Genomic DNA, 22,035 nt, shown 5'->3' on the forward strand with positions numbered 1-22,035 from the left:
AAAGTGGGAGGGAATAAAATGGAAGGAATTAGTGTATTTGATCAACAATTATTAGCAAATTCTTGGAGTACAGAAAGTATGCGTGCGGTTTTTTGTGAAAAAAACCGTATACAAAAATGGCTAGATGTTGAAGCAGCTTTAGCAAAAGCACAAGCCACACTTAAAATCATTCCTCAAAAAGCAGCTAAAGAAATCACAAAAAAAGCGCATTATGAACTTATGGACATGGATTTTATCCTAGATGAATGCAAAAAAACAAGGCATTCTTTAGTTCCAACAATTAAAAACTTAGAAAAAATTTGCGATGATAATTTAGGTCAATATGTGCATTTTGGTGTAACAACTCAAGATATAGTTGATACAGGATCTGTTTTACAATTTAAAGAAGCTATGCAAATTATAAAAAACGAATTAAAAACTATTGCAAAAACTTTAGCTAAGCTTGCTAAAACACATAAAAATACTGCTATGATGGGAAGGACTCTTTCTTTACAAGCCTTACCTATAACCTTTGGACATAAAGTTGCTATTTGGCTTAGTGAACTTGATCGCCATTTTGAAAGAATATTAGAACTTGAAAAAAGACTTTATGTAGGAAGTATAGTAGGTGCTGTTGGAACCAAAGCTAGCTTAAGCGATCAATGCAATGAAGTAGAAAAACTTACTTTAGAAAATTTAGGACTTCAAGTCCCTAATATCTCATGGCAATCTGCAAGAGATCGTTTTATAGAACTTGGTTTTGTTTTAGGCAATATCAATGCAACTTTTAATAAAATTGCACATGAAATTCTCATACTTTCTCATAATGAAATCGATGAATTAGCAGAACCCTTTGGCAAAGGACAAGTAGGATCTAGCACCATGCCACATAAAAGAAATCCAGCAATCAGTGAAAATGCTGTTACAGTAAGCAATGTCTTTAAAGCTAATTTAGCCATACTCAGTGATATTGAAAGACATGAACATGAAAGAGATGGACAAGTTTGGCATATGGAATGGAAGCTTTTACCTGAAATGTTTTTAATGCTTTCTGTAGTTTTAGATAATATCAAATTTACCTTAAGTAAATTAGAAGTTAAAAAAGATAAAATGCTTAAAAATTTAAATACACTTAAAGGCTTTATTTTAGCAGAACGCGTTATGTTTGCTTTAAGCAAACATTATGGCAAAGCCTATGCTCATGAAATTGTTTATAAAAATGCCATGTTAGGAATAGAAAAACAAAGAACTTTCAAAGAAATTTTACTAAGTGATAAAAGAGTATCTAGGGTGTTAAAAGAAAAGGATATTGATGCTTTACTTGATGCTAGCACTTATGTAGGATATGCACCTAAACTTGTTGATGAATTTTTAATAAAGATCAAAAACAATGCTATTTTAAAATAATATTTAAAACAATTATTCAAAGAAAAACTTATTATTTCTTTGAATAATCTATAATCTTAATTTTTTAAAACTAATAAAGATTTCACCCATATCAATTAATTCTATATGATTTTACTTTAAAAATACCTAGCTTCTTTATCAAATAAGAAAGTTTTTATACTTTTATATTATAATATCTATTTTATTTAATTTAGGAATCATACTTGACTTTAGATGAGTTAAAAGATACACAAAAAGCTATTATTGTAAATTTGCATGCTAATAAAGAATTAAAAAACAGACTTTTAAGCTTTGGCTTTAGCAAAAATAAAATTTTAAGTAAAATTCATTCCTCTTTAAAAAACGCCACTATAATGGTAGAACTTGATACAAGCTGTGTTATTTTAAGATCTGAAGAAGCCAAAACCATAGAAGTAAAAATAATATGAAAAAAATCAAAATAGCCCTTGTTGGACAACCTAATGTAGGCAAAAGCTTACTCATTAATGCCCTTTGTAAAACCCATATGAAAGTGGGTAATTTTAGTGGGGTTACTATAGAAAAAGCAAGTGCAAAAACTTTTTATAAAAACTATGAATTTGAAATCATTGACCTACCAGGAACCTATTCTTTAGATGGGTATAGTGAGGAAGAAAAAATCACACGAAACTTCTTAAATCATGACAATTATGATATTATTATCAATATTTTAGATTCTACAAATTTAGAACGCAATCTTATTTTAAGTGCAGAACTTTTAAGTCTTAATAAAAAAATACTTTTAACTTTAAATATGTGCGATGAGGCAAAAAAAGAAGGTATAGAACTTAATCTTGAGTGTTTAAGTCAAGAATTTAAAGTTGATATTATCGAAATCTCGGCTAAAACAAAGGAAAATCTAAAACTTTTACTCGATAAAGCCATCATTTTGTTCGAAAATAAATACACACAAAAAACCCAAACTTTCAAGCAAGAAAATTTAGACAAAGAAGATTTACTCAATTTCATCAATAAACTTTCAAAAAAAATCATCACTTATAAAAAAGAAGAAAGAAATCTTACTAAAAAAATTGATGCCTTGCTTATCCACAAAATTTTTGGTTTGCCTATATTTTTATTTTTCATGTGGCTTTTATTTCAAACCACCTTTACTTTAGGTCGCATTCCTATGGATTACATAGAATTAGGTTTTAACACTCTAAGCGAATTGGTCAAAAACAATATCGAAAATACCCTACTTGCTTCTGCTTTAGGCGATGGTATTATAGCAGGAGTAGGAGCTGTAGTATTATTTTTACCTAATATTATTATTTTATTTTTAGGCATTGCTCTTTTAGAAACTACAGGTTATATGTCAAGAGTAGCTTTTTTACTTGATGGAATTTTACATAAATTTGGCTTGCATGGCAAAAGTTTTATTCCATTAATCACTGGTTTTGGCTGCTCTGTACCTGCTTTTATGGCCACAAGAATACTTAAAAACAAAAGAGATAAACTTTTAACCCTTTTTGTGATTAATTTTATGAGTTGTAGTGCAAGACTTCCTGTATATGTACTTTTTATCGGTGCTTTTTTTCCAAACGAAGAAGCAGGTAATTATCTTTTTGGAATTTATATTTTAGGAGCTATTTTAGGACTTTGTGCTGCAAAATTTTTAAGAATAGTAGTATTTCGTGGATTTGATGAACCCTTTGTTATGGAATTACCAAAATATCGTATGCCAAATTGGCATTTAGTATGGCTTGCAGTTTATAATAAAGCTAAAATGTATCTTAAAAAAGCAGGAACTTTCATACTTTTAGCTTCTTTACTCATATGGTTTGGAAGCAATTTTCCAAAAAATGAATCTAATTTAAATGATTTTAAAGCAGAAAACAAAATTATAGAACAAAGTTATTTAGGACAATTTGGCAAGAGCATGGAAATCATTTTTAAGCCTCTTGAGTTTGATTGGAAATTAAGCGTTGCTTTAGTTAGCGGCTTAGCGGCTAAAGAAGTTATGATTTCTACTATGGGCGTGCTTTATTCATTAGGAAAAGATGTGGATGAAACTAATAATGACTTAAAAGCTATACTAGCTAAAAATATCCCTATGCCTAGTGCCATAGCTTTTGTTTTATTTGTAATGATTTATAATCCTTGCTTTGCTGCAACAATAGTCTTCTCAAAAGAAAGCGGAAAAATCAAATACACCCTCTTTCTTTTTCTTTTTACTTGCGTTAGTGCTTATATTATAGCCTTTATAGGTCTAAATATTACTCAATTTATAATGCATTAACCCACTTTATCCCATTCTTCAACTTTAGCTAAATTTGTTTTAAAAGCCTTTAAAATACTATAAGCAATACCTTCAAAATCAAGACCTCCACAAAGATAAATTAAAGTCATTCTAAAAGATTTACTCACATCAAGTTTTGCTTGAGTATTAAAACTTAATTTAAAATCATAAGGACTTGCATGTTTAAAAGCATAATTTTTTGCTGGACTTAAAAAATCATCCTTAGTTTTTAAATGCTTTCCTTTAGCTAAAATAAAATTAATCTCAAAATATTTCCAAATATCCTTTGAAAGCATGGAATTATCATCAAAATTATTTTCTATAAAAAGAAAGTTTTTTTTCAAAACATTTTTTATAATTTTCTACTAATAAAGCACCTAATTTATTTTTAGCTATATTTTTTAAAATAAGCTTAATATTACTTTCAAATTCAAAATCAACTTGTTTTAAAATATTGATTTGCTCTTCTAAGAAAATTTCTTCTTTAAATTCCTCTTTACAAAGCTTAGCATAAGAAAAAACATTTGCCATAGGTCTTTCATAATTTCCAAATTCATCCCAAAAATTTTTCTCGCTACAAGCAATGCAACCATGCCCTGCAGAAACCGGCCATGAAGTCTTAGAATTAAATTTTACCTTAGGACAATTATTATAAGTATAAGGTCCTTTGCAACCTATTTTAAACAAACAAGCTCCATTTTTTGCCGCTTCATCTCCAAAATGTTGTGCAAAAATCCCGCTTTCAAATTTAGCCTTTCTTTCACACATATCATGCAAACACTTGCCATAAGCCCAAAGGGGACGATTTTGTTCATCAAGTTCAGGTAAAAGTTCAAATAAAGCAAAAAAAGCCAAAGTTGCGACTATATTAACATCACTTGGAGGACAACCAGGAATCTTTACTACTTTTTGATTTAAAACCTCACTTATCCCACAAGTTTTACTAGGATTAGGATAAGCAGATTGAATGCCTCCATAACTTGAACAAGTGCCTAAAGCAAAAATAGCTTTAGCTTTAAAAGCTAATTTTTCTAAAATTTCATAACCACTTTTAGCTTGTGCCCCTAAAGTTAAAAAAAAGCTGTCTATAGGAGCAACACCACCCTCAACAATTAAAACAAAATTATCTTCTAAACAAGACTCTAAAAGTTCTTCAGCTTGAGTACCACTAGCTAACATTAAAGTTTCATGGTATTGTAAAGAAAAAAAATCAAAAATCAATTCATCAAAACTAGGCAGTGCTGATCGCAATAAACTTTCACTACACCCCGTACATTCACAAAGATGAAGCCAAACAATTTTCATTTTAGGTGCAATTTCAAAAAATTTTTGGGCTAAAATAGGAATTTCATTACCTAAAGACAAATGCTTAGCAATCATCTTTACACTTTCTTCATTAATAAATTTTTCATCTTTTAAGGAAGAATTTTCAAGTTTTTTTATACGATTTTCAAGTATAATTTTTAAATCTTCATTGCTAAGCTTTACCATTTTTCATCCTTGTTGATTATCCCAACAAAGTACAGTTTGCCCTTCTTCATTTTTTTCTACATTGCCCATACCCATGATATTATATCCTGAATCAACATAATGTACTTCACCTGTGACACCACGTGCTAAATCGCTAAGTAAATACATGGCTGAATTGCCCACATCTTCTATACTAACATTACGTTTAAGCGGGGCGTTAACTTCATTATATTTTAATATCATCCTAAAATCCCCTATTCCACTAGCGGCTAAGGTTTTAATAGGTCCTGCTGAAATAGCATTAACACGAATTCCTCTAACACCCAAGTCCCTAGCTAAATAACGCACAGAACTTTCAAGTGCTGCTTTTGCTACACCCATAACATTATAATGAGGAATATACTTAACCCCACCAAGATAACTAAGGGTTAAAATCGATCCTTCATTATTTAAAATAGGCAAAAGCGCACGCGTTAAAGAAAGCAAAGAATACACAGAAGTTCCCATAGCTATATCAAAAGCTTCTTTTGTAGTTTCTAAAAAAGAATTTTCTAAAGCTTCTTTTGGTGCAAAAGCCACTGCATGTACTATAAAATCAATTTGAGTTAAATCTTTTTTAATTTGATTTGCTATAGCATCTAAATGTTCGTTATTATTTACATCAAGCTCATAAATAAAATTAGAATTAAATTCCTTTGCTATAGGTTCAACACGCTTTTTTAAAGCATCATTTAAAAAAGTAAAGGCTAATGTGGCTCCTTGATCATGACAAGCTTTTGCTATGCCATAAGCTATAGATTTATTATTTGCAACACCTACAATAAGACCTTTTTTACCTCTCATTATCATGATTTATCCTTTAATTAATTTTATAAAATTATCCACTTTTAAAGCTGCACTTCCTATTAAAACACCACTACAATGCTCTATACTTAAAATCTCTTTAATATTATTTTCATTGACACTTCCTCCATAAAGCAAAGGTGCTTTAGTTAAACTAGCTAAAAATTGAAGCACTTCTTTAATATCTTTAGAATCTGCACTCACTCCTGTTCCTATAGAATAAATAGGCTCATAAGCAATAATGAGTTTATTATAATCTAAATCAATCATTTGAACTTGTCTTTCTAAAAATTCTAAAGTTTTACCTGAATTTTTAGTGTTTAAATCTTCACCTATGCAAAAAAATATTTTATAATTATAATTTTTAGCAAAATCAAATTTTAATTTTATCAAATTATCATCACCTAAAGCCCTTCTTTCTGAATGTCCTATTAGCACACATGAAATTCCAAATTCATCCAAATGTTCTTTTCCAAGTTCACCCGTAAAAGATCCTTTAATGCATGGGTAAAAATTTTGTGCTCCTTGAATAAAATTAGTTTGAGTTTCTAAAAAGGCTACACTAGGAGGAAAAACAACTATATCATCACATTTTACTCTCATAGCCTTATTTAAAACATCAGCATAAATTTTAAAACTTGCTCTAGTATGATTGCATTTTAAATTTGCAGCAAAAATCATTCATTTTCCTTAGTTCTTAAAGCTTTTACACCTGGAAGTTCTTTACCTTCTATAAGTTCAAGCGAAGCACCTCCACCTGTAGAAATAAAAGTCATTTCATCTGCATCACCTGCACGTGCAACCACATCAGCCGTATCCCCTCCTCCAACAACAGAAGTTGCATGTCCTTCGCTAATATAATGACTCATTTTAATACTTCCTTTTGAAAATTTATCAATTTCAAAAACCCCCATAGGTCCATTCCACCAAATAGTTTGCGCATCAGAAATAACCTCTTTAAAAAGCCTTACACTTGCAGGCCCTATATCCAAGCCCATCCAATCACTTGGAATTTCTTGAGCACTAACAAATTTCATAGGTGCATCTTGTGAACATGCAGGAGCAGCTACAAAATCCACAGGAAGATAAATTTTTACCCCCAAATTTTTAGCTTTAATAAGAATTTTATTAGCCTCTTCTAAAAGCTCTTCTTCTAAAAGCGAATTACCTATATCATAAGCTTGAGCTTTTAAAAAAGTAAATGCCATACCTCCACCTATGATTAATTTATCTACTTTTGACAATAAATTAGTGAGTGCTTGAAGTTTACCACTTACTTTTGATCCACCTACAACAGCAACAAAAGGGCGGGCTGGATGCTTTATAAGATTACTTGCAAAAGTAATTTCTTTTTGAAGTAAAAATCCTGCACCTTTATGTTTTTGATCAAAAAATTTTGCAATAGCTTCAACACTAGCATGAGCTCTATGACATACCCCAAAAGCATCATTGATATAAATTTGTGCCATAGAAGCTAATTTTTTAGCTAAATTTTCATCATTTTTAGTTTCACCCTTTTCAAAACGTAAATTTTCAAGCAGTAAAATCTCTCCTATTTTTAAATTTTTAGCCTTAGTTTTTGCATCTTCACCAACAACATCTTTTGCCATAATGATTTCTTTATCTAAAAGTCTACTAAGACGTTTTCTAATAGGCTCTAAAGAATATTTAGAATTAAATTCTTTAGGACGCCCTAAATGAGAAGCTAAAATCACACTACAAGCATTATCTAAACAATATTTAATTGTAGGAATAGCTGATCTTATACGTCTATCATCAGTGATATTTAAAAAATCATCTTGCGGGACATTAAAATCACATCTTATGAAAACTTTTTTCTTAGCTAAATCAATATCTTTAATAGAAATAATATCTTTCATAATCAAGCCTTATTTGCAATATATACAGCCATATCAACTAAACGACTTGAATATCCCCATTCATTATCATACCAAGCAATCACTTTAATAAAATCATCAGCTATAACTTGAGTTAAATCACTTGCTACAACAGCACCATAAGAACAAGTAATAAAATCACTTGAAACCCTCTCATCATCATCAACCATTAAAATGCCTTTTAAATTTGAAAGAGCACTTTTTCTAAAGGCTTCGTTAATGTCTTCTTTACTAACCTTGCAACTTAATTGTGCTGTTAAATCTACACTTGAAACATCAATGACTGGTACACGTATACTTTGCCCATGAAGCTTACCGCTTAATTCTGGCATAACAAGTTTCATAGCCTTAGCTGCACCTGTAGAAGTTGGGATAATATTTTGAGCTGCTGCACGCGAACGACGCTTATCTTTAATTTTTGCATCAATAAGACTTTGTCCATTAGTATAAGCATGTATGGTTGTCATTAATCCTTTTTCTATACCAAAATTATCTTGTAAAACACGACAAACAGGACCTAAACAATTGGTTGTACAACTGGCATTAGAAATAATATTTTCACCTTGATAAAGATGAGAATTTACTCCTAAAACATAAGTGGGTGTATCATCTTTTGCTGGTGCACTCATAATCACTTTTTGTATACCCTTATCTAAAAAACCTTGACATTTTTCCATAGTTAAATTAGCCCCTGTACATTCTAAAACAATTTGTGCACCATATTTTGCAAAATCAAGATCTTTTATATCACGGGTTTTAAACATCTTAATTTTTTTACCATTAACTACTAAATCATTGCTATTAATACTTATATCACCTTTAAATTCTCCATGTACAGTATCGTATTTAAAAAGGTATTTTGTTAATTCAATATCTGTAGTGTCATTTATTGCTACAAGCTCGATATCATCTCTTTGTAAAATAATTCTTCCAACGCATCTTCCTATACGTCCAAAGCCATTTATAGCAACTTTTATAGCCATTTTGTTTCCTTTTGCGAAGTTTTTTATGTTAATATTCTACTAAAAAAAGGTTAAAAATTTAATGAATATTGCACTTTTTGGCGGCAGTTTTGACCCGCCACACAAAGGACATGAAGCCATTATTAAAGAAGCTTTAAAAAAACTAGATATAGATAAACTCATCATCATGCCTACTTTTATTAATCCTTTTAAACAAAATTTTAGTGCTGATGAAAAACAAAGATTTTTGTGGGTAAAAAAACTTTGGGGAAAATTACCAAAAATAGAAATTTGCGATTTTGAAACCAAACAAAAACGTCCTATTCCTAGCATAGAAAGCGTTGAGTATCTTTATAGAATTTATCATCCTAAGCGATTTTATCTTTTAATTGGGGCAGATCATTTAGAAAAACTCCACCTTTGGCATAATTTTGATAAATTAAATTCCTTAGTCGAATTTGTTATTGCCCATCGTAACGATATAATCATTCCAAAAAGATTTCAAGATTTAAAAACAAATATCAAAATTTCTTCTTCTTTTATACGCAATACCCTAGATACAAGTGAAGTTTGCGATGATATTAAAGATGAAATTAAACATTATTATGAAAAATTACAAAAAAACTGATACAATTTTAAAAATCAAGAAGGAAAAGAATGCAAGAAAGAATTCATTCAATCATCCAAATTTTAGATGAAAAAAAGACCGAAGATATCAAAATTATTGATATGAGCAAACAAGAATATTTTGTAAAATACGTTATTATTGGTACAACTTTAGGAGAAAAACATGCTTTATCTTTGATTGATGAACTCCAAATCAAACTTAAAGCAAAAGGTGAAGAGTTTTTACACATAGAAAGTAGTGAAGAATGGAGTGTTATTGATTTAGGTGATATTTTAATCCACCTTTTAACACCAGAATATAGAGGAATTTACAATATAGAAGAATTATTAGAAAATCTGAAAAAAAATAAAGTCTAAAAAGTCTATTTTTAAATAAAATGAGCATATTTAAATAATAATTTTAAAGATACTCATTTTATATATTAAAAATATTTAAGCTAAAATTATTCTGCTTTAAACCTAGCCTTTATCTCATTAAATAAAGAAAATACAGCATTTTCGAGTTCTTTTGCCCGTGTTAAAGAATTAGCTTCAAAACGTGTTATTAAATAAGGGCTGGTATTAGAAGCACGCAATAAAGCCCAACCATCCCCAAAATCTATCCTAGCCCCATCAATCTCACAAAGGCTTTTAACTCCTTTTAAAGCCCCTTTTTCAAGCTCTTTTTTAAATTCCTCTACAAGTTGAAATTTTTCTTCTTCATTAACAGGAATTTTAATTTCTGGAGTAGTATAAAGTTTTGGCAAAGCTTTGATCATACCTTCTAAATCAAAGCCCTTATGAACAAGTTCTAAAACTCTTAAAAATGCATAAATTCCATCATCATAACCAAAATATCTGTGTTTAAAGAAAATATGCCCACTTACCTCAGCTGCTAAATCAATATCTTTTTCTTTCATCATTTTTTTAATATTAGAATGTCCTGTTTTTCCCATAAAAATAGTACCAAATTTAGCCACTTCATCAAAAAGATTTTTAGAACATTTTACTTCACCTAAAATACGAGGGTTAGGAATATTTTTTGCAAATAAATAACAAAGTTCATCCCCACAAAATACATGAGTTTTACTTAAAAGTATCATCCTATCAGCATCCCCATCAAAAGCAAAGGCTAAGGTATATTCTTGATTTTGATTTAAAAACTCTTTTATAGCATTTAAATTTTCTTCTTGTGTTGGATCAGGATCATGATTTGGAAATTGTCCATTAGCATTTGCAAACATCACATGGGCTTTTAAATTTAAAGCTTTGATTAAAGGTTCAACTACAACCCCAGCTGCCCCATTAGCACAATCAACCACAAATTTACAATTTAAATCTTTTAAAAAGGCAAATTGCTCACACATAAAATTAAGATAAACACTTAAAATATCATATTTTTCAGCTTTTACATTTTGCTCGATTTCATCATCTAAATGTTTATAAACTTCTTTTGAAAATGCTTTTAATTTTGCACCAAAAAAACTTTCTTTGTCTATAGTGATTTTAAATCCATTATAATCTTTTGGATTATGAGATCCTGTGATCATAATATTAGCATCAAATTTTAAACCCTCATAAAGACTAAAATATCCCAATGGAGTTGGAACTAATCCTATATCATAAACTTTAATTCCTGCTTTATTAAGCCCACTAACTAAATATCCAAAAAGCTCATTTGCACTATATCTTGCATCATAACCCACACTCACATTTTTACAAGCTTTTTCAAGCATGACTTGTCCCAAACAAAAACCTATGGCTTTAACACTTTTTTCATTTAATTGCGTGCCATAAAGTCCACGTATATCATATTCTCTAAAAATAACATCAAGCATAATCTTCCTTTAAACCATTTTTTAAATCTACCAATTTTATATCTTCATGAAACTGAATTTGGATACGAAAGAAATTTTTGCTACAATTTTACATTAATTTCACTAAAATAAAGGAAAAATTTATGGATGAAGAATTAAAAAATGAAGAAAAAAAGCAAAAAGGCGGATCGCTTGTAATTATTATTGTTATTTTGCTTTTTGTCTTACTTCTTAGCATTATGGGTGTAATTGCTTGGCTTATTTCTAGTAGCTCACACGATGAAAGCGAAGTTAAAGAAGCTCCAAAAGAAGAAATCAAAGCTGATAAACCTAAAATTTCAACTCCCACTCAACGTGGTAGCGATTTTGCTGATATAGGTCCTATGTATCCGCTTGATCCTTTTACTTTAAATTTACTTAGTGATAGTGGCTCAAGATATGTAAAATGCACCATAGAATTAGAACAAAATAGTGAACTTTTAAAACCTGAACTAGATAAAAAAGTACCTATAATTCGCGATATTATCATCCGCACGCTTACAGCTAAAACCTTTGAGGAAGTTAGTACTCAAAAAGGCAAAGAACGCTTAAAAGATGAACTCGTTGGAAAAATCAATGAAATTTTAACTGATGGTTTCATTAAAAATGTTTATTTTACGGATTTTGTAGTTTCTTAATGCGTGTGGGCTGTGATATTGTTTGTATTTCTAGAATAGAAAAAATTCATACAAGACATGGTAAAAATTTCTTAGATAAATTCTTAAGTCCGCAAGAACAAATACTAGTTAAAAACCCGGCAACTTTAGCAGGTCTTTGGGCTGCTAAAGAAGCTGCTAGTAAAGCTTTAGGACTTGGAATTTGTGAATTATGCACTTTTTTTGATATACAAATATCAAAAGACAAAAGAAATGCTCCTAAACTTCAATACTCTCAAAAACTTATACACGATTTTAATATTCAAGAAAGTTCACTTAGCATTTCACACGATAATGGATTTGCTATTGCTATAGTAGCTATAATATAAACTAATTTCCTATAGTTTGCTTGTCTAAATTTCTTGAAAGTATAAAATCTACAACAGGTTGTTCTCTCTTATTTGCTCTTTTACAATGATCTTTTTGAAAAAAATCTGTAATTTTTATAACAAGCTTAGCCCATTTTTTATGATTTCTCTGACGCCATGCATGAGAAGAAACACTTTCCCAAGCATATCCATTAAACAAACTTGCATTAACAAAATGATCTAAAGCTCTTACGCCTTGTCTTGCACGAGCTGTATTGAAAAAAATTCCTACTATTACAATAAAAATATATCCTAAAACTGCTAAAGGCACTATAGCACAAAGTAAAATAGTTCCTGCTAACTTCTCTTTAAAATTCGTTTTTATACGAGGGTTCTTAGACACTTTAGTATTAACACTTTTCATGCTTTTCTTTTAGTAAATTTAATTCTCATTCCATTAGCTGAACGTACAGTCAATCTACCTACTACATCAGGCACAAAACCTTCTTCAAGCTCTAATTTATAAACCCTTAAAATATTTGCTAAAATTAAAATGGCTTCTTGCATAGCAAAACCTTGCCCTATGCAAATCCTTTCACCTACTCCAAAAGGTAAATATGCGTCCTTTTGATATTCATGCTCAAAACGAGAAGGATTAAAGCCATTAGGATCACTCCAAAATTTTTCATGCCTGTGTATAAGCCAAGGAGCAATCACCACTCCTGATCCCTTTTTAATAAATTTATCTCGAATTTGCGTATCTTGCTTAGCTTCTCTTGCAAAAAATCCTACAGGTGGATAAAGCCTTAAAGATTCTTTAAAAATATTAATTAAATATTTAAACTGTTTTAAATGCACAATTTCAATATCTTTATTTTGCAAAATTTCACAAAGCTCTTCATAAGCTTTTTCTTGGTCTTTAGGATAAAGACTTAATAAATACAAAGTCCATGTTAAAGAACTAGCTGTTGTTTCATGACCTGCTAAAAAAAGCATGGCCACTTGATCTAAAATTTCTTCAAAAGAAAAACGTTTATTAGTTTGTGCATCCACCACCAAAAGCAAAGAAGATAAAATATCTTTAAATTCTTCTTGATTTGCTTCATTAGCCTTATCATATCTTGGTTTTACTATATCCTTTAAAACTTGCCTAATAAGCTCTCCAGCTTTAGCACGTTTACGATCACCTAAAATATAAGAAAACCACTTTGGAAAATGAAACATACGGCGCATGGCAGTGTGCACGGTTTGTTCTTGAAAAGTTACAAAAGCATTTAAAATTTTTTTACCTTGCTCTTCGTCAAGTTTTGAAGACATAATAGTACGAAAAATAACATCTGCAGTCACAAAAGTCATGGCCTCATCTACTTCTATAATGGCATTATTAGGATATTTATCAAAACGTTGCATCATATCAGCTGCTGCATCTTTCATGAGATTAAATACTTTATTAATCCCTGTCATTTCAAAACTTGGGCGTAAAAGCTCTCTTTGTTTTTTCCAAACATCTCCATTTGTAGTAAAAATACTTTCTCCTAAAAGTGGACTTAAAAGCTCATGCAAAAAGGCACTTTTGGGAAATTGTCTTACTTCATTTACCATGATTCTTTTCACTTCTTTAGTATTATTAACAACATAAAGATCAAAATTGGGCATTTTAACATAACCTGTTTGCATTTTATAACTACGTTCATAAAGTCCATCAAGCCAAGATCTGCGTTTTAATAAAAAAGTTAAAAGCGTTGAAGCCTTGTTTTTATAAGGTTTTGGAAAAAATGGGCATTGATTCATATTTTTACCTTTTCTTCTAAAAATTTAGGTGCAACAATAAAAGAAAAAAAATCGTAATCACCTTTAATTTTAGCACTATAAAGATATAAAAAATGTGCTTTGTTTTTATCTCTTTTTATTTTTTTATATTCATGTTTTTCATACAAAGTATGAAATTTAGCATTTAAAAATACTGGAGCAAATCTAGCATTTACTTTACTTGTACGAAAAAAATCTACTTGTGGAAAACAAGCACCATCAATAATAGATGTATAATCATACCATTTTAAATCAAATCTTGAGATAAATTCAAGCTTTTCTCTAAATTTATTAGCATTTTTTTGATAACTTACCAAAGGAATACATTCTCCTAAAGTAAGAATTTTTAGTTTAGTAAGCAAAGTTTGATCTATTTGTTTTAAAATATGTTCTAAAACTTCTATACAAACTATAGTTCCAACACTATGGGCTACTAAAATAAGCTCATAATCTTGTTTATTTTTATTTTGCTCTAATTTATCTATTATAGTATGTGCAAAAAGTTTTATTCTTTCTTCCATTGCACCTTTTTTTTTATCCTTCCAAGTAGCACAAAAAGCACAAATCCTTGCTATCCAAAATACACCAAGTTTTTTACCCATTTTAAACAAAAAACGATTAAGCAAAAATCCTAAAAAAATTCCTATTAATACAGCAAAAAAAATAGGTATATGATTTTGCAAAAAAACAAAAGTTCCTAAAGCTAAGATCATAGAAAATAACAAAGAAAAAAGCACATAAAAAAAAGGATAATAACCTGTAATAAGTTGGTAAATTGATTCTTTTGCAAATTTAATAAAAAGACCTGTAAGAGTATAAATTCTAAAAAAACTATAACAATCTAGCAAAGCATCTTTATAATTTTGCGACCAGTTTTGTTTAACAATATCATTCCATACTAAAAAATGGTATTTAGTTTGGACGTTTTCACAAAAAATTTTAAAGAAAGGAAAATTCTCATTTTTTTCAATTTTATGCATAGTTGCTTTAAGATTGAATTGATAAGAGTATTCTTTTAAATTTTTTTTAAACAAATCATAATAAAATCTATAACTTTTAGGATCATATCCTGCTATATAAAATACTTCTCTATACATATACGTTTTTAGTTTAAATTATAACAGTTGTACTTTAAAAATTCTCTTAATGAAGCTTTTTTACTCTTATTTATTCAAAAAAGAATTTTTATAAAAATTACCATTAAATTGATTAGTTTGTAAAAGATAAGCTTTAAAATTAATTGTTAAAATAGGATTGGGTTTATAAGCATGGGCTTCTCTCCAAAAAAACTGCAATTTCCTAGGATAAGTTAAACCCTCAAAATCATAAAAAGCATTCCCACAAACCTTAGTTGGACATCCTTCTAAAATAGCACTAAAACCTACTGTGGAATTAATAGTAATGCAACCTAAAGCTTTTTTTAAAAGGGTTGGCAAATGCGTATCATGCACATATAAAACCCTACCTTCAACATGATATTTTTGACTTAAATTTTGTATCAATCTTGTATAATTTTTATATCCTCTATCCATAGGATGATGCTTAAAAACAAGATAAGACTTAGCCCTTGCATGATTTGCAAAAGAAAGTATGATTTCTTCTATAAAATATTCTATGCTTTTTTTATAATGATATTTAATTTGGGTATCATTATAAACTTGTAAAATTGCTAAAAAATATTTTTTATCTAAATTATAAATTTTTTTATTGAGTTTTTTTTCTGTAATTTTGTAAAGATATTTTCTATATAAAGATCTAAACCAAAATAAAAACTCAAAAGGATATAAAGTTCTATGATGAAGCTTATTATTAAAAAATGGGGCTAAAAGAAAAGCAAATAACCAATATAAAAAAGCATCAAAAGCTATAAATTTAAAACTACCAGGAATTTCTTTGATACTGTCTTTTGTACAAATATTTTGGTAAAGATAAAAATTCTTGTCTTTAGGCAAAAAAGAATTAGCATTAACCCCATTTTGCTCCAAAGTAATGCAATAAGGTCTTAAATACCCCTCTTCAAAAATCCAAATTGCAAGATTTAATCGTTTAGCTATTTTAATAGCTTTAGCATGGATAATACGACAATCATTATACATAATAATAGCATCAATTTTTTTAGTTTTTAAAAAATTTTCATAAAAATTTTCAAGCTCTACTTCATGACATTTACATCGTATACCACTTGGATAGAAAAAAAAATCTCCACCATTAAAATTTAATTTAAAAACTTTAGTTTTATTTTTTTGCATTTTTATAGCAAGTTTATGAAAGAAATTCCCTACAGGACCTTGCAAAAGTAAAACATTTTTATCACTAAATTCTTTTTTAATTTTGTCACTAAATCTCATTTATTTACCAAAAATTCATAAATTCTTCTTATTTTTCTAAGCATTAAAGTTTTTAAATTAATTATTAATTTTATATATTTTTTTGAAAAATAATCTTTTTGTAAATGAAACATTATATCTAAACAAACTTCAATTTCGCATAAAGTTTTAGTATAAGGATGAATATAACGTGGATACATGATTAAAGATCCTGCTACGAGTTCCTCAAGATTTAATTTTCTCTTTCTTCTTTGACATGTTTGTTTATCTTTTGTTAAACCCCACCCTGCATAAAAAGGCATACCATAAGTAAAAACTTTTTTAGATCTTAAAAGCGCATCAAAACCACTTGTAGAAGTTATAGTATGAATTTCATCAGCAATTTTTATAGCACTATCAATACTACAATCTTTAATGATTTCATCACAATACCTTAAAATAAGCCTTTCATCTTTTAAGCCCTTACGATTACCGCTTAATACATCAGGATGAGGCTTAAAAACAATATAAGCATTTTGATTTTTAGCACGCACTTCTTTAAGCAAATCCAAAGTTGATAAACCGCAACCACCTAAAATCATCGAGGCATCATCTTCAACCTGAGCGGGAATTAAAATGATTTTTTGTCCTTTTTGAGTCTTAATTTTTAAATCCTTGTGAGACATGACATTATATTTTGAAAATTTATTTTCAAGTATAAGATTTATAATATTTTTTGCCCTATTTAGCATTTTATCATCAAAAATTTCATTTTGCAAAATATCTTCTAGTTGACTTGGTCTATTAGGATCTATATAAAGTCCTTTATTATCAACAATGAGCGAAAATGGTCGCGTAAGATCAGATCCTAAGGAAACAGAACGAATAAAACCATCTTCTACTAAAGCAATTTTTGGAATAAAATTTTCTAAGCCTTCATTTTGAGCTTTTTTCAAAAGAAGATTTTTAAGCTCATTAAAATCAAATCTTCTACCCCAAATAAAAAATTTATCCCCTTCTTTTAATTTTAATTTATTTAAAGTTTTTAAAGAATTTAGAAAAATAATTTTATTATTTTTAGCTTTAAAAAAAGGTTTTATAAAATGTTTTTTCCACAAACTAAAACCAAACATGATAAGTCTATTAGAATTATCATTTTCTATGATTTTATATTTTGCTAAAGTTTTAATCGTATCAAAAATATCGCTTTTTTGGTTTAAATAAGGATTAAAATATCGAGTATACATTATATAAGCAGCATAAAAAATTTCTTCAAAACTTCTTTTTTTAATCCTTCTTTGGCATTTTTGTTTATCTTTTGTTAAACCCCACCCTGCATAAAAAGGCATACCATAACACACACATTCACATCCCATAAGCAAAGCTTCAAAACCCATTCCAGAAGTTTTAGTATAAACTTTATGAAAATATTTAAGCAAACTAAAAGGATTAAAATTTTCACTAATAATTACACATTCTTTAGGCAAAACATCAAGATTAAAATCACTTTGTTTTTTAGCACTTAAAACATCAGGATGTATTTTAATATAAACAGTAGAATCAGGATTTTCTTTAATAGCATCTTGTATCATATCTAAAGTTGAAAATTTTTGAGCAAGACCAAATTCAAGTGAGGCATCATAAGCTATTTGGGTAATAATTAAAATACGTTTTTCATCATTTTTTGGAAAATAATGACTTGGGACCTTTAAATTATTATTATACTTAGTAATTTGATATTCTTTTATAAGTTTAATAGCTTTTTTAGCTTGCAAGATTTCTTCATCTTTAAATGCATAAGTATTTAAAATATTTTCAAGTTTTGAAGGAGAATTTGCATCATAATACATGCCTATATCATCACAAAGCAAACTAAAACTAGGGGAATTTTCCACCCCCAAATTTAAAGAACGTATAAAACCATCTTCTAAAAGCAAATATTTAGCATTATATTTTTTAGCTAAAGCTATAGCTTTAAAACCTGATTTTTTCCTTCCCCAACCTAAAAAAATATCATTTTTTTTACCCCTTTTAAACAGAGTAAAAAAAATTACATGATAAAAATTTTTAACATTAATAATAAGTTTTTTTGATGTTGCATAATATTTCATAATTACAATTTAACATAAAGATAACAACTTTCTTTTAGTCAATTCTAAATCAAACATACCATTTTTTGCTCTAGAATTTAAATTATTAAAAATATTTTCAATAAATTCTTGAGTTATCCCATAATTTTTCAATTCTATAGAAATATTTAAAGCATGAAACAAAGCAATAATTTGTTCTTTATAAGGTGATAAAACATTATTTGTATCTATATCATTAATACATTCTAATAAAATAGGAATAGTAAAACTACAAGCTAGTCCATGAGAAAGACCTAATTTCATAGTAATTGGATAACTTATAGCATGAGCTAATGCTGTTTGGGTATTTGAAAAAGCCAAACCAGCATGGATACTTGCTAAAATAATTTTTAATCTTAGCTCCTTAGAATTTAAATTATTTTGTAATTTTGGTAAATATTCTAAGATCAATTCTATAGCTTTAATTGCATGATAAGTAGATATAAGATTAGAATTTTTGTTCCAAATTGATTCTATAGAATGAGAAAGAGCATCTAAAGCTGTATGTATAGTAAGTTCTCTTGGAATATTTAAAAATAAATTCGGATCATAAAAAGCTTCTTTACAATATAAATTATCATTAGATAGTGAAAATTTTATATTATTTGGAGTATCCCACAAAGTAGCCCATTTAGTTAATTCACTACTCGTGCCTGCTGTAGTTGGAATAGCATAAATAGGTATAAATGAAGAAGAATCTGATATATTTAATTCTACACCATTTCTAATAATATCGCCTGATACACTAAAATATTTAGCCAAATCTAAAACACTTCCACCACCAAAAGCTACTATTTCTTTATAGCCTTTATAATCTTTTTTAATCAACTCAGCGTAATTAATTTCTGGATTAGGTAAAACATTATAAATCAAACCTTTTAGACGACTTCCAAGTTTTTCTTCTAAAACTTTAGTTAATCCCTTTTTATAAAAACTTTGAGAAGTAAGTAATAAAATAGAATCTGTTTTTAAACTATCCAAAACATTTTCATAAGAAAAATTAAAATTAATTTTAACTGGGTTAAAATACTTAAAATTATTCATGTTCATCCCTAATTAAAAATTGTGCTATTCTTAATGCAACTTGCTTAGGTGTAACCTTAGGTCTTCCTAAATTTTCTTTACTACCTTTTAAAATTTTAATATAAATTAAAATAGCTCCACCTTGTTCGCGATCAAGAAAAAAATTAAGCGCTTGTGCTAAATCATCAAATGAATTTATAATAAAAATCTTTTCATAGCCACAAGAATAAGCTATTTTTGAAAAATTTACAAATGGGGAAAGATTAAATTGTCCTCCTGTACTATCATGGCTTTCATTATCTAATAATACATGACAAAAATTTCCTTTATTATTAAGTTTAGAATAATAAGCATTAGTACTTAAAGCTCCCATCCTCATCAATAAAGCAGAATCTCCATCAATTGCAATGACTTTTTTAAAATTTTGTAAAGATACTCCTAAAGCTAAAGAACTAACACACCCCATTGAACCTACCATATATAATTGATTTTCCGTATCTTGAATTTCATATAATTCTCTACCTGTTTTTCCTGTAGTAGCAAATAATGCGATATTATTTTTATAAGAAAAATCACTTAAATATTTTAAAATTTCAATCCTTTGCACTTGCAACTTCACTGTATTGTGATTTTGCTCAATGATTTCTTGATCTTGATTTTCCAACAAAGACTTAGAATCAGTTAAAGAACATTTTTTAAAAGTATTGTTTTTAACTATAAAAAAATAAGATTTTTGTTTTTTTAAATAATCATGTGCTACATTTAATTGTTTAATAGCTTGATCATAATCTTGAGATAAAAAATCATAAGCAATATTACAAGTTTTCAATAAACGATCTGTAATAATTCCTAAAAGTTCATGTTGTGGCTCATCAGTATTTTTGCCTTGCATATCTCTTTCTCCTCTAAGAGAAACAAAACCTAAAATAGGAATTTCAAAGGTATCATTTAAAGAAGTAAGAGGAGATAAAGCATTGCTTAATCCGCTATTTTGCATTAATACAACGCCAAATTTATCTTTTTGTTTCATATTTGCTAAGCTTATTCCTGTAGCTATAGCTGTAGCATCACCTTCATTATTAGACATAATAAAAGAATTTTCATTAATAGCATAATTAATCATAGGAGAAAGATAAGAACAAGGGACCCCGCTAAATTGAAAACATCCCATTTTTTTTAAAGCTTCTCCAAATAAAGTCATATCAAGCATTAAATCGTTCCTGGAATAAGATTTAAAATTTCATCAACTTTCATACATTTATCTTCTGATTCTTTACTTCTGTCATTCTCTAAAATTTCTTTTGCCACATTTTGCATTGCAACAAAAGAAGCTCTAAGCATATGATTAGCATATATTACTATATTAACTCCATAAGCTGCTAAATCACTAGCTTTAATCTCATTAAAACTAGTAGGTACAACAACAACAGGGATATCTTGTTCTTTTAATCTAAACTGTTTAAGAAATTCTATAATTTCATTTCCATCTTTATGTCTAGAATGAATCATTATCCCATCTGCACCTGCTTTTATATACGCAAAAGCTCTTTGTAAAGCATCTTCTATACCTTTATCTAAAATCAAAGATTCTATCCTAGCAATAATCATAAAATCATCTGTTATTTGTGCTTTTTTTCCTGCTTGAATTTTATTACAAAAATCTTCTATACTATCTTGATTTTGAATCACATCATTTCCAAGCAAAGAATTCTTTTTTAGGCCTATTTTATCTTCGATAATTACAGCAGAAACACCTATTCTTTCAAGACTTCTTACAGTAAAAACAAAGTGTTCTAATTTCCCACCTGTATCAGCATCATAAATCAAAGGTTTTGATGTTACCTCAAATATCTCATTTACAGTATTTAAACGACTTGATAATTCTACAGCTTCAATATCAGGCTTTCCTCTACTTGTTGAATCAGTTAAAGAACTAGACCAAAAACCATCAAATTCTATTTTCATACCATTTTTATTAACAAAGCTATTTTCAGCAATTAACGCAGAAATTGCTGAATGAGTTTCTAAAATTCTTAAAGGTTTTTTAGCATCAATTAAACGTCTTAATAAAGACAATCTAGCATTAGTTGTAATACCTAAAGACTTCGCATTTTGATTAAGCTGAGTTGAACTAATACCTTGAGTATATTTTGGTTCTATAAGTTCACCACATTTTAATTCTTTTAATAAAGCAATAACATTTGCTCTCTCTTTTTTTTGAGGACCTTCTTTCCAATCATCGCCATGAATAACAAATTTAGGTTTTAACTTAATAATATTTTCCCTATAACTTAAAGTATTTTGAGCTATAACCTCGTCAATAAAACCTATACTTTCAACAATAATTTTACGTTGCTCATAATTCATATAAGGAAGTCGTTTATAAGATGCAATAGCAGAATCAGTTAATAAGCCTAATACAACTTTACCTTGAATTTTATCAGCATATTCTCTTGCTAACTTCATAATATTTATATGACCAGGATGTATTAAATCAGCTGACATAGCTATATATACAATATTCAT

20 protein-coding genes and 1 pseudogene are annotated in these 22,035 nt (G+C 28.5%); 7 read left to right on the forward strand and 14 right to left on the reverse strand.

Features of this window, described 5'->3' with window-relative positions; translation table 11 throughout:
- Positions 1-18: 18 nt before the first annotated feature.
- The 3 genes from purB (at position 19) to feoB (ending at position 3,643) form a co-directional block, all read left to right on the forward strand.
- Positions 19-1,386 carry an adenylosuccinate lyase gene (gene purB / locus A2J15_RS04715; protein ID WP_066776936.1) on the forward strand — a complete coding sequence of 456 codons (1,368 nt, stop codon included), beginning with the start codon at positions 19-21 and terminating at the stop codon, positions 1,384-1,386.
- Between the two features lie 203 nt (positions 1,387-1,589).
- Entirely contained in the window at positions 1,590-1,814 is a 225-nt protein-coding gene (locus tag A2J15_RS04720; RefSeq protein ID WP_066776933.1) for a FeoA family protein, read from the forward strand.
- The gene (gene feoB, locus A2J15_RS04725; protein ID WP_066776926.1) at positions 1,811-3,643 is read left to right on the forward strand and encodes a ferrous iron transport protein B; all 1,833 of its coding nucleotides are present in this window, start codon (positions 1,811-1,813) and stop codon (positions 3,641-3,643) included. The genes A2J15_RS04720 and feoB overlap by 4 nt, the downstream gene beginning before the upstream one ends.
- Here the strand turns inward: feoB and A2J15_RS04730 are convergent.
- From A2J15_RS04730 to gap, 5 genes and pseudogenes are all read right to left on the reverse strand, one after another.
- A pseudogene (locus tag A2J15_RS04730) lies at positions 3,640-5,134 on the reverse strand (hydrogenase small subunit). The gene feoB and the pseudogene A2J15_RS04730 sit on opposite strands and share 4 nt — an antisense overlap.
- A gap of 3 nt (positions 5,135-5,137) precedes the next feature.
- On the reverse strand, positions 5,138-5,962 hold the full coding sequence (gene fabI, locus A2J15_RS04735; RefSeq protein WP_066776924.1) for an enoyl-ACP reductase FabI: 825 nt from the start codon (positions 5,960-5,962) through the stop codon (positions 5,138-5,140).
- 3 nt (positions 5,963-5,965) lie between these two features.
- Complete coding sequence (locus A2J15_RS04740) at positions 5,966-6,637, reverse strand: triose-phosphate isomerase (RefSeq protein WP_066776921.1); 672 nt, start codon at positions 6,635-6,637, stop codon at positions 5,966-5,968.
- A complete protein-coding gene (locus A2J15_RS04745; RefSeq protein WP_066776919.1) occupies positions 6,634-7,836 on the reverse strand; it encodes a phosphoglycerate kinase in 1,203 nt (400 codons plus the stop codon). Before A2J15_RS04745 ends, A2J15_RS04740 begins: the two co-directional genes overlap by 4 nt.
- Positions 7,837-7,838: 2 nt before the next feature.
- Positions 7,839-8,837 (reverse strand): type I glyceraldehyde-3-phosphate dehydrogenase, encoded by a 999-nt coding sequence (gap, locus tag A2J15_RS04750; protein ID WP_066776917.1) that lies wholly within the window; start codon positions 8,835-8,837, stop codon positions 7,839-7,841.
- A gap of 61 nt (positions 8,838-8,898) precedes the next feature.
- On the opposite strand from gap, the gene nadD reads away from it, so the two are divergent.
- Together nadD and rsfS are read left to right on the forward strand one after the other, a co-directional pair.
- Positions 8,899-9,444: a nicotinate (nicotinamide) nucleotide adenylyltransferase gene (gene nadD / locus A2J15_RS04755; protein WP_066776915.1), complete on the forward strand. Its 546-nt coding sequence runs from the start codon at positions 8,899-8,901 to the stop codon at positions 9,442-9,444.
- Positions 9,445-9,473: 29 nt separating this feature from the next.
- Complete coding sequence (rsfS, locus tag A2J15_RS04760) at positions 9,474-9,800, forward strand: ribosome silencing factor (protein WP_066776913.1); 327 nt, start codon at positions 9,474-9,476, stop codon at positions 9,798-9,800.
- An 86-nt stretch (positions 9,801-9,886) separates the two neighbouring features.
- Here rsfS and A2J15_RS04765 read toward each other — a convergent pair whose 3' ends face one another.
- Positions 9,887-11,260, reverse strand: coding sequence for a phosphomannomutase/phosphoglucomutase (locus A2J15_RS04765; protein WP_066776910.1), 1,374 nt, complete (start codon positions 11,258-11,260; stop codon positions 9,887-9,889).
- 122 nt (positions 11,261-11,382) lie between these two features.
- On the opposite strand from A2J15_RS04765, the gene fliL reads away from it, so the two are divergent.
- Both fliL and acpS read left to right on the forward strand, forming a co-directional pair.
- Positions 11,383-11,916: a flagellar basal body-associated protein FliL gene (fliL, locus tag A2J15_RS04770; RefSeq protein WP_066776907.1), complete on the forward strand. Its 534-nt coding sequence runs from the start codon at positions 11,383-11,385 to the stop codon at positions 11,914-11,916.
- Complete coding sequence (acpS, locus tag A2J15_RS04775) at positions 11,916-12,263, forward strand: holo-ACP synthase (RefSeq protein WP_066776904.1); 348 nt, start codon at positions 11,916-11,918, stop codon at positions 12,261-12,263. Before fliL ends, acpS begins: the two co-directional genes overlap by 1 nt.
- A gap of 1 nt (position 12,264) precedes the next feature.
- Here the strand turns inward: acpS and A2J15_RS04780 are convergent, their stop codons facing one another.
- The 8 genes from A2J15_RS04780 to aepX form a co-directional block, all read right to left on the reverse strand.
- Positions 12,265-12,666: a hypothetical protein gene (locus A2J15_RS04780; protein WP_066776902.1), complete on the reverse strand. Its 402-nt coding sequence runs from the start codon at positions 12,664-12,666 to the stop codon at positions 12,265-12,267.
- The gene (locus tag A2J15_RS04785) at positions 12,663-14,033 is read right to left on the reverse strand and encodes a cytochrome P450 (RefSeq protein WP_066776899.1); all 1,371 of its coding nucleotides are present in this window, start codon (positions 14,031-14,033) and stop codon (positions 12,663-12,665) included. The genes A2J15_RS04780 and A2J15_RS04785 overlap by 4 nt, the downstream gene beginning before the upstream one ends.
- Positions 14,030-15,148: a DUF829 domain-containing protein gene (locus A2J15_RS04790; RefSeq protein WP_066776896.1), complete on the reverse strand. Its 1,119-nt coding sequence runs from the start codon at positions 15,146-15,148 to the stop codon at positions 14,030-14,032. The genes A2J15_RS04785 and A2J15_RS04790 overlap by 4 nt, the downstream gene beginning before the upstream one ends.
- 66 nt (positions 15,149-15,214) lie before the next feature.
- Entirely contained in the window at positions 15,215-16,399 is a 1,185-nt protein-coding gene (gene kpsS / locus A2J15_RS04795; protein ID WP_066776893.1) for a capsule polysaccharide modification protein KpsS, read from the reverse strand.
- Positions 16,396-18,468 carry a capsular polysaccharide biosynthesis protein gene (locus A2J15_RS04800; protein WP_066776890.1) on the reverse strand — a complete coding sequence of 691 codons (2,073 nt, stop codon included), beginning with the start codon at positions 18,466-18,468 and terminating at the stop codon, positions 16,396-16,398. The genes kpsS and A2J15_RS04800 overlap by 4 nt, the downstream gene beginning before the upstream one ends.
- A 9-nt stretch (positions 18,469-18,477) precedes the next feature.
- A complete protein-coding gene (locus A2J15_RS04805) occupies positions 18,478-19,530 on the reverse strand; it encodes a phosphonoacetaldehyde reductase (RefSeq protein WP_083074275.1) in 1,053 nt (350 codons plus the stop codon).
- The gene (gene aepY / locus A2J15_RS04810) at positions 19,523-20,719 is read right to left on the reverse strand and encodes a phosphonopyruvate decarboxylase (protein ID WP_066776884.1); all 1,197 of its coding nucleotides are present in this window, start codon (positions 20,717-20,719) and stop codon (positions 19,523-19,525) included. Before aepY ends, A2J15_RS04805 begins: the two co-directional genes overlap by 8 nt.
- On the reverse strand, positions 20,719-22,035 hold the full coding sequence (gene aepX, locus A2J15_RS04815; protein ID WP_116980496.1) for a phosphoenolpyruvate mutase: 1,317 nt from the start codon (positions 22,033-22,035) through the stop codon (positions 20,719-20,721). Before aepX ends, aepY begins: the two co-directional genes overlap by 1 nt.

The sequence above is a fragment of the Campylobacter hepaticus genome (genome assembly GCF_001687475.2).
GTDB classification, from domain to species: Bacteria; Campylobacterota; Campylobacteria; order Campylobacterales; family Campylobacteraceae; genus Campylobacter_D; species Campylobacter_D hepaticus.

Bases quoted from the DNA above. Each gene is read 5' to 3' on its own strand.
- rsfS (WP_066776913.1), top strand. From the start codon at position 9,474: ATGCAAGAAAGAATTCATTCAATCATCCAAATTTTAGATGAAAAAAAG.
- feoB (WP_066776926.1), top strand. From the start codon at position 1,811: ATGAAAAAAATCAAAATAGCCCTTGTTGGACAACCTAATGTAGGCAAA.
- A2J15_RS04800 (WP_066776890.1), bottom strand. From the start codon at position 18,468: ATGAAATATTATGCAACATCAAAAAAACTTATTATTAATGTTAAAAAT.
- aepY (WP_066776884.1), bottom strand. From the start codon at position 20,719: ATGCTTGATATGACTTTATTTGGAGAAGCTTTAAAAAAAATGGGATGT.
- A2J15_RS04765 (WP_066776910.1), bottom strand. From the start codon at position 11,260: ATGCTTGATGTTATTTTTAGAGAATATGATATACGTGGACTTTATGGC.
- A2J15_RS04785 (WP_066776899.1), bottom strand. From the start codon at position 14,033: ATGAATCAATGCCCATTTTTTCCAAAACCTTATAAAAACAAGGCTTCA.
- A2J15_RS04740 (WP_066776921.1), bottom strand. From the start codon at position 6,637: ATGATTTTTGCTGCAAATTTAAAATGCAATCATACTAGAGCAAGTTTT.
- purB (WP_066776936.1), top strand. From the start codon at position 19: ATGGAAGGAATTAGTGTATTTGATCAACAATTATTAGCAAATTCTTGG.
- A2J15_RS04790 (WP_066776896.1), bottom strand. From the start codon at position 15,148: ATGTATAGAGAAGTATTTTATATAGCAGGATATGATCCTAAAAGTTAT.
- aepX (WP_116980496.1), bottom strand. From the start codon at position 22,035: ATGAATATTGTATATATAGCTATGTCAGCTGATTTAATACATCCTGGT.
- acpS (WP_066776904.1), top strand. From the start codon at position 11,916: ATGCGTGTGGGCTGTGATATTGTTTGTATTTCTAGAATAGAAAAAATT.
- A2J15_RS04780 (WP_066776902.1), bottom strand. From the start codon at position 12,666: ATGAAAAGTGTTAATACTAAAGTGTCTAAGAACCCTCGTATAAAAACG.
- A2J15_RS04805 (WP_083074275.1), bottom strand. From the start codon at position 19,530: ATGAATAATTTTAAGTATTTTAACCCAGTTAAAATTAATTTTAATTTT.
- gap (WP_066776917.1), bottom strand. From the start codon at position 8,837: ATGGCTATAAAAGTTGCTATAAATGGCTTTGGACGTATAGGAAGATGC.
- nadD (WP_066776915.1), top strand. From the start codon at position 8,899: ATGAATATTGCACTTTTTGGCGGCAGTTTTGACCCGCCACACAAAGGA.
- kpsS (WP_066776893.1), bottom strand. From the start codon at position 16,399: ATGAGATTTAGTGACAAAATTAAAAAAGAATTTAGTGATAAAAATGTT.
- fliL (WP_066776907.1), top strand. From the start codon at position 11,383: ATGGATGAAGAATTAAAAAATGAAGAAAAAAAGCAAAAAGGCGGATCG.
- fabI (WP_066776924.1), bottom strand. From the start codon at position 5,962: ATGATAATGAGAGGTAAAAAAGGTCTTATTGTAGGTGTTGCAAATAAT.
- A2J15_RS04745 (WP_066776919.1), bottom strand. From the start codon at position 7,836: ATGAAAGATATTATTTCTATTAAAGATATTGATTTAGCTAAGAAAAAA.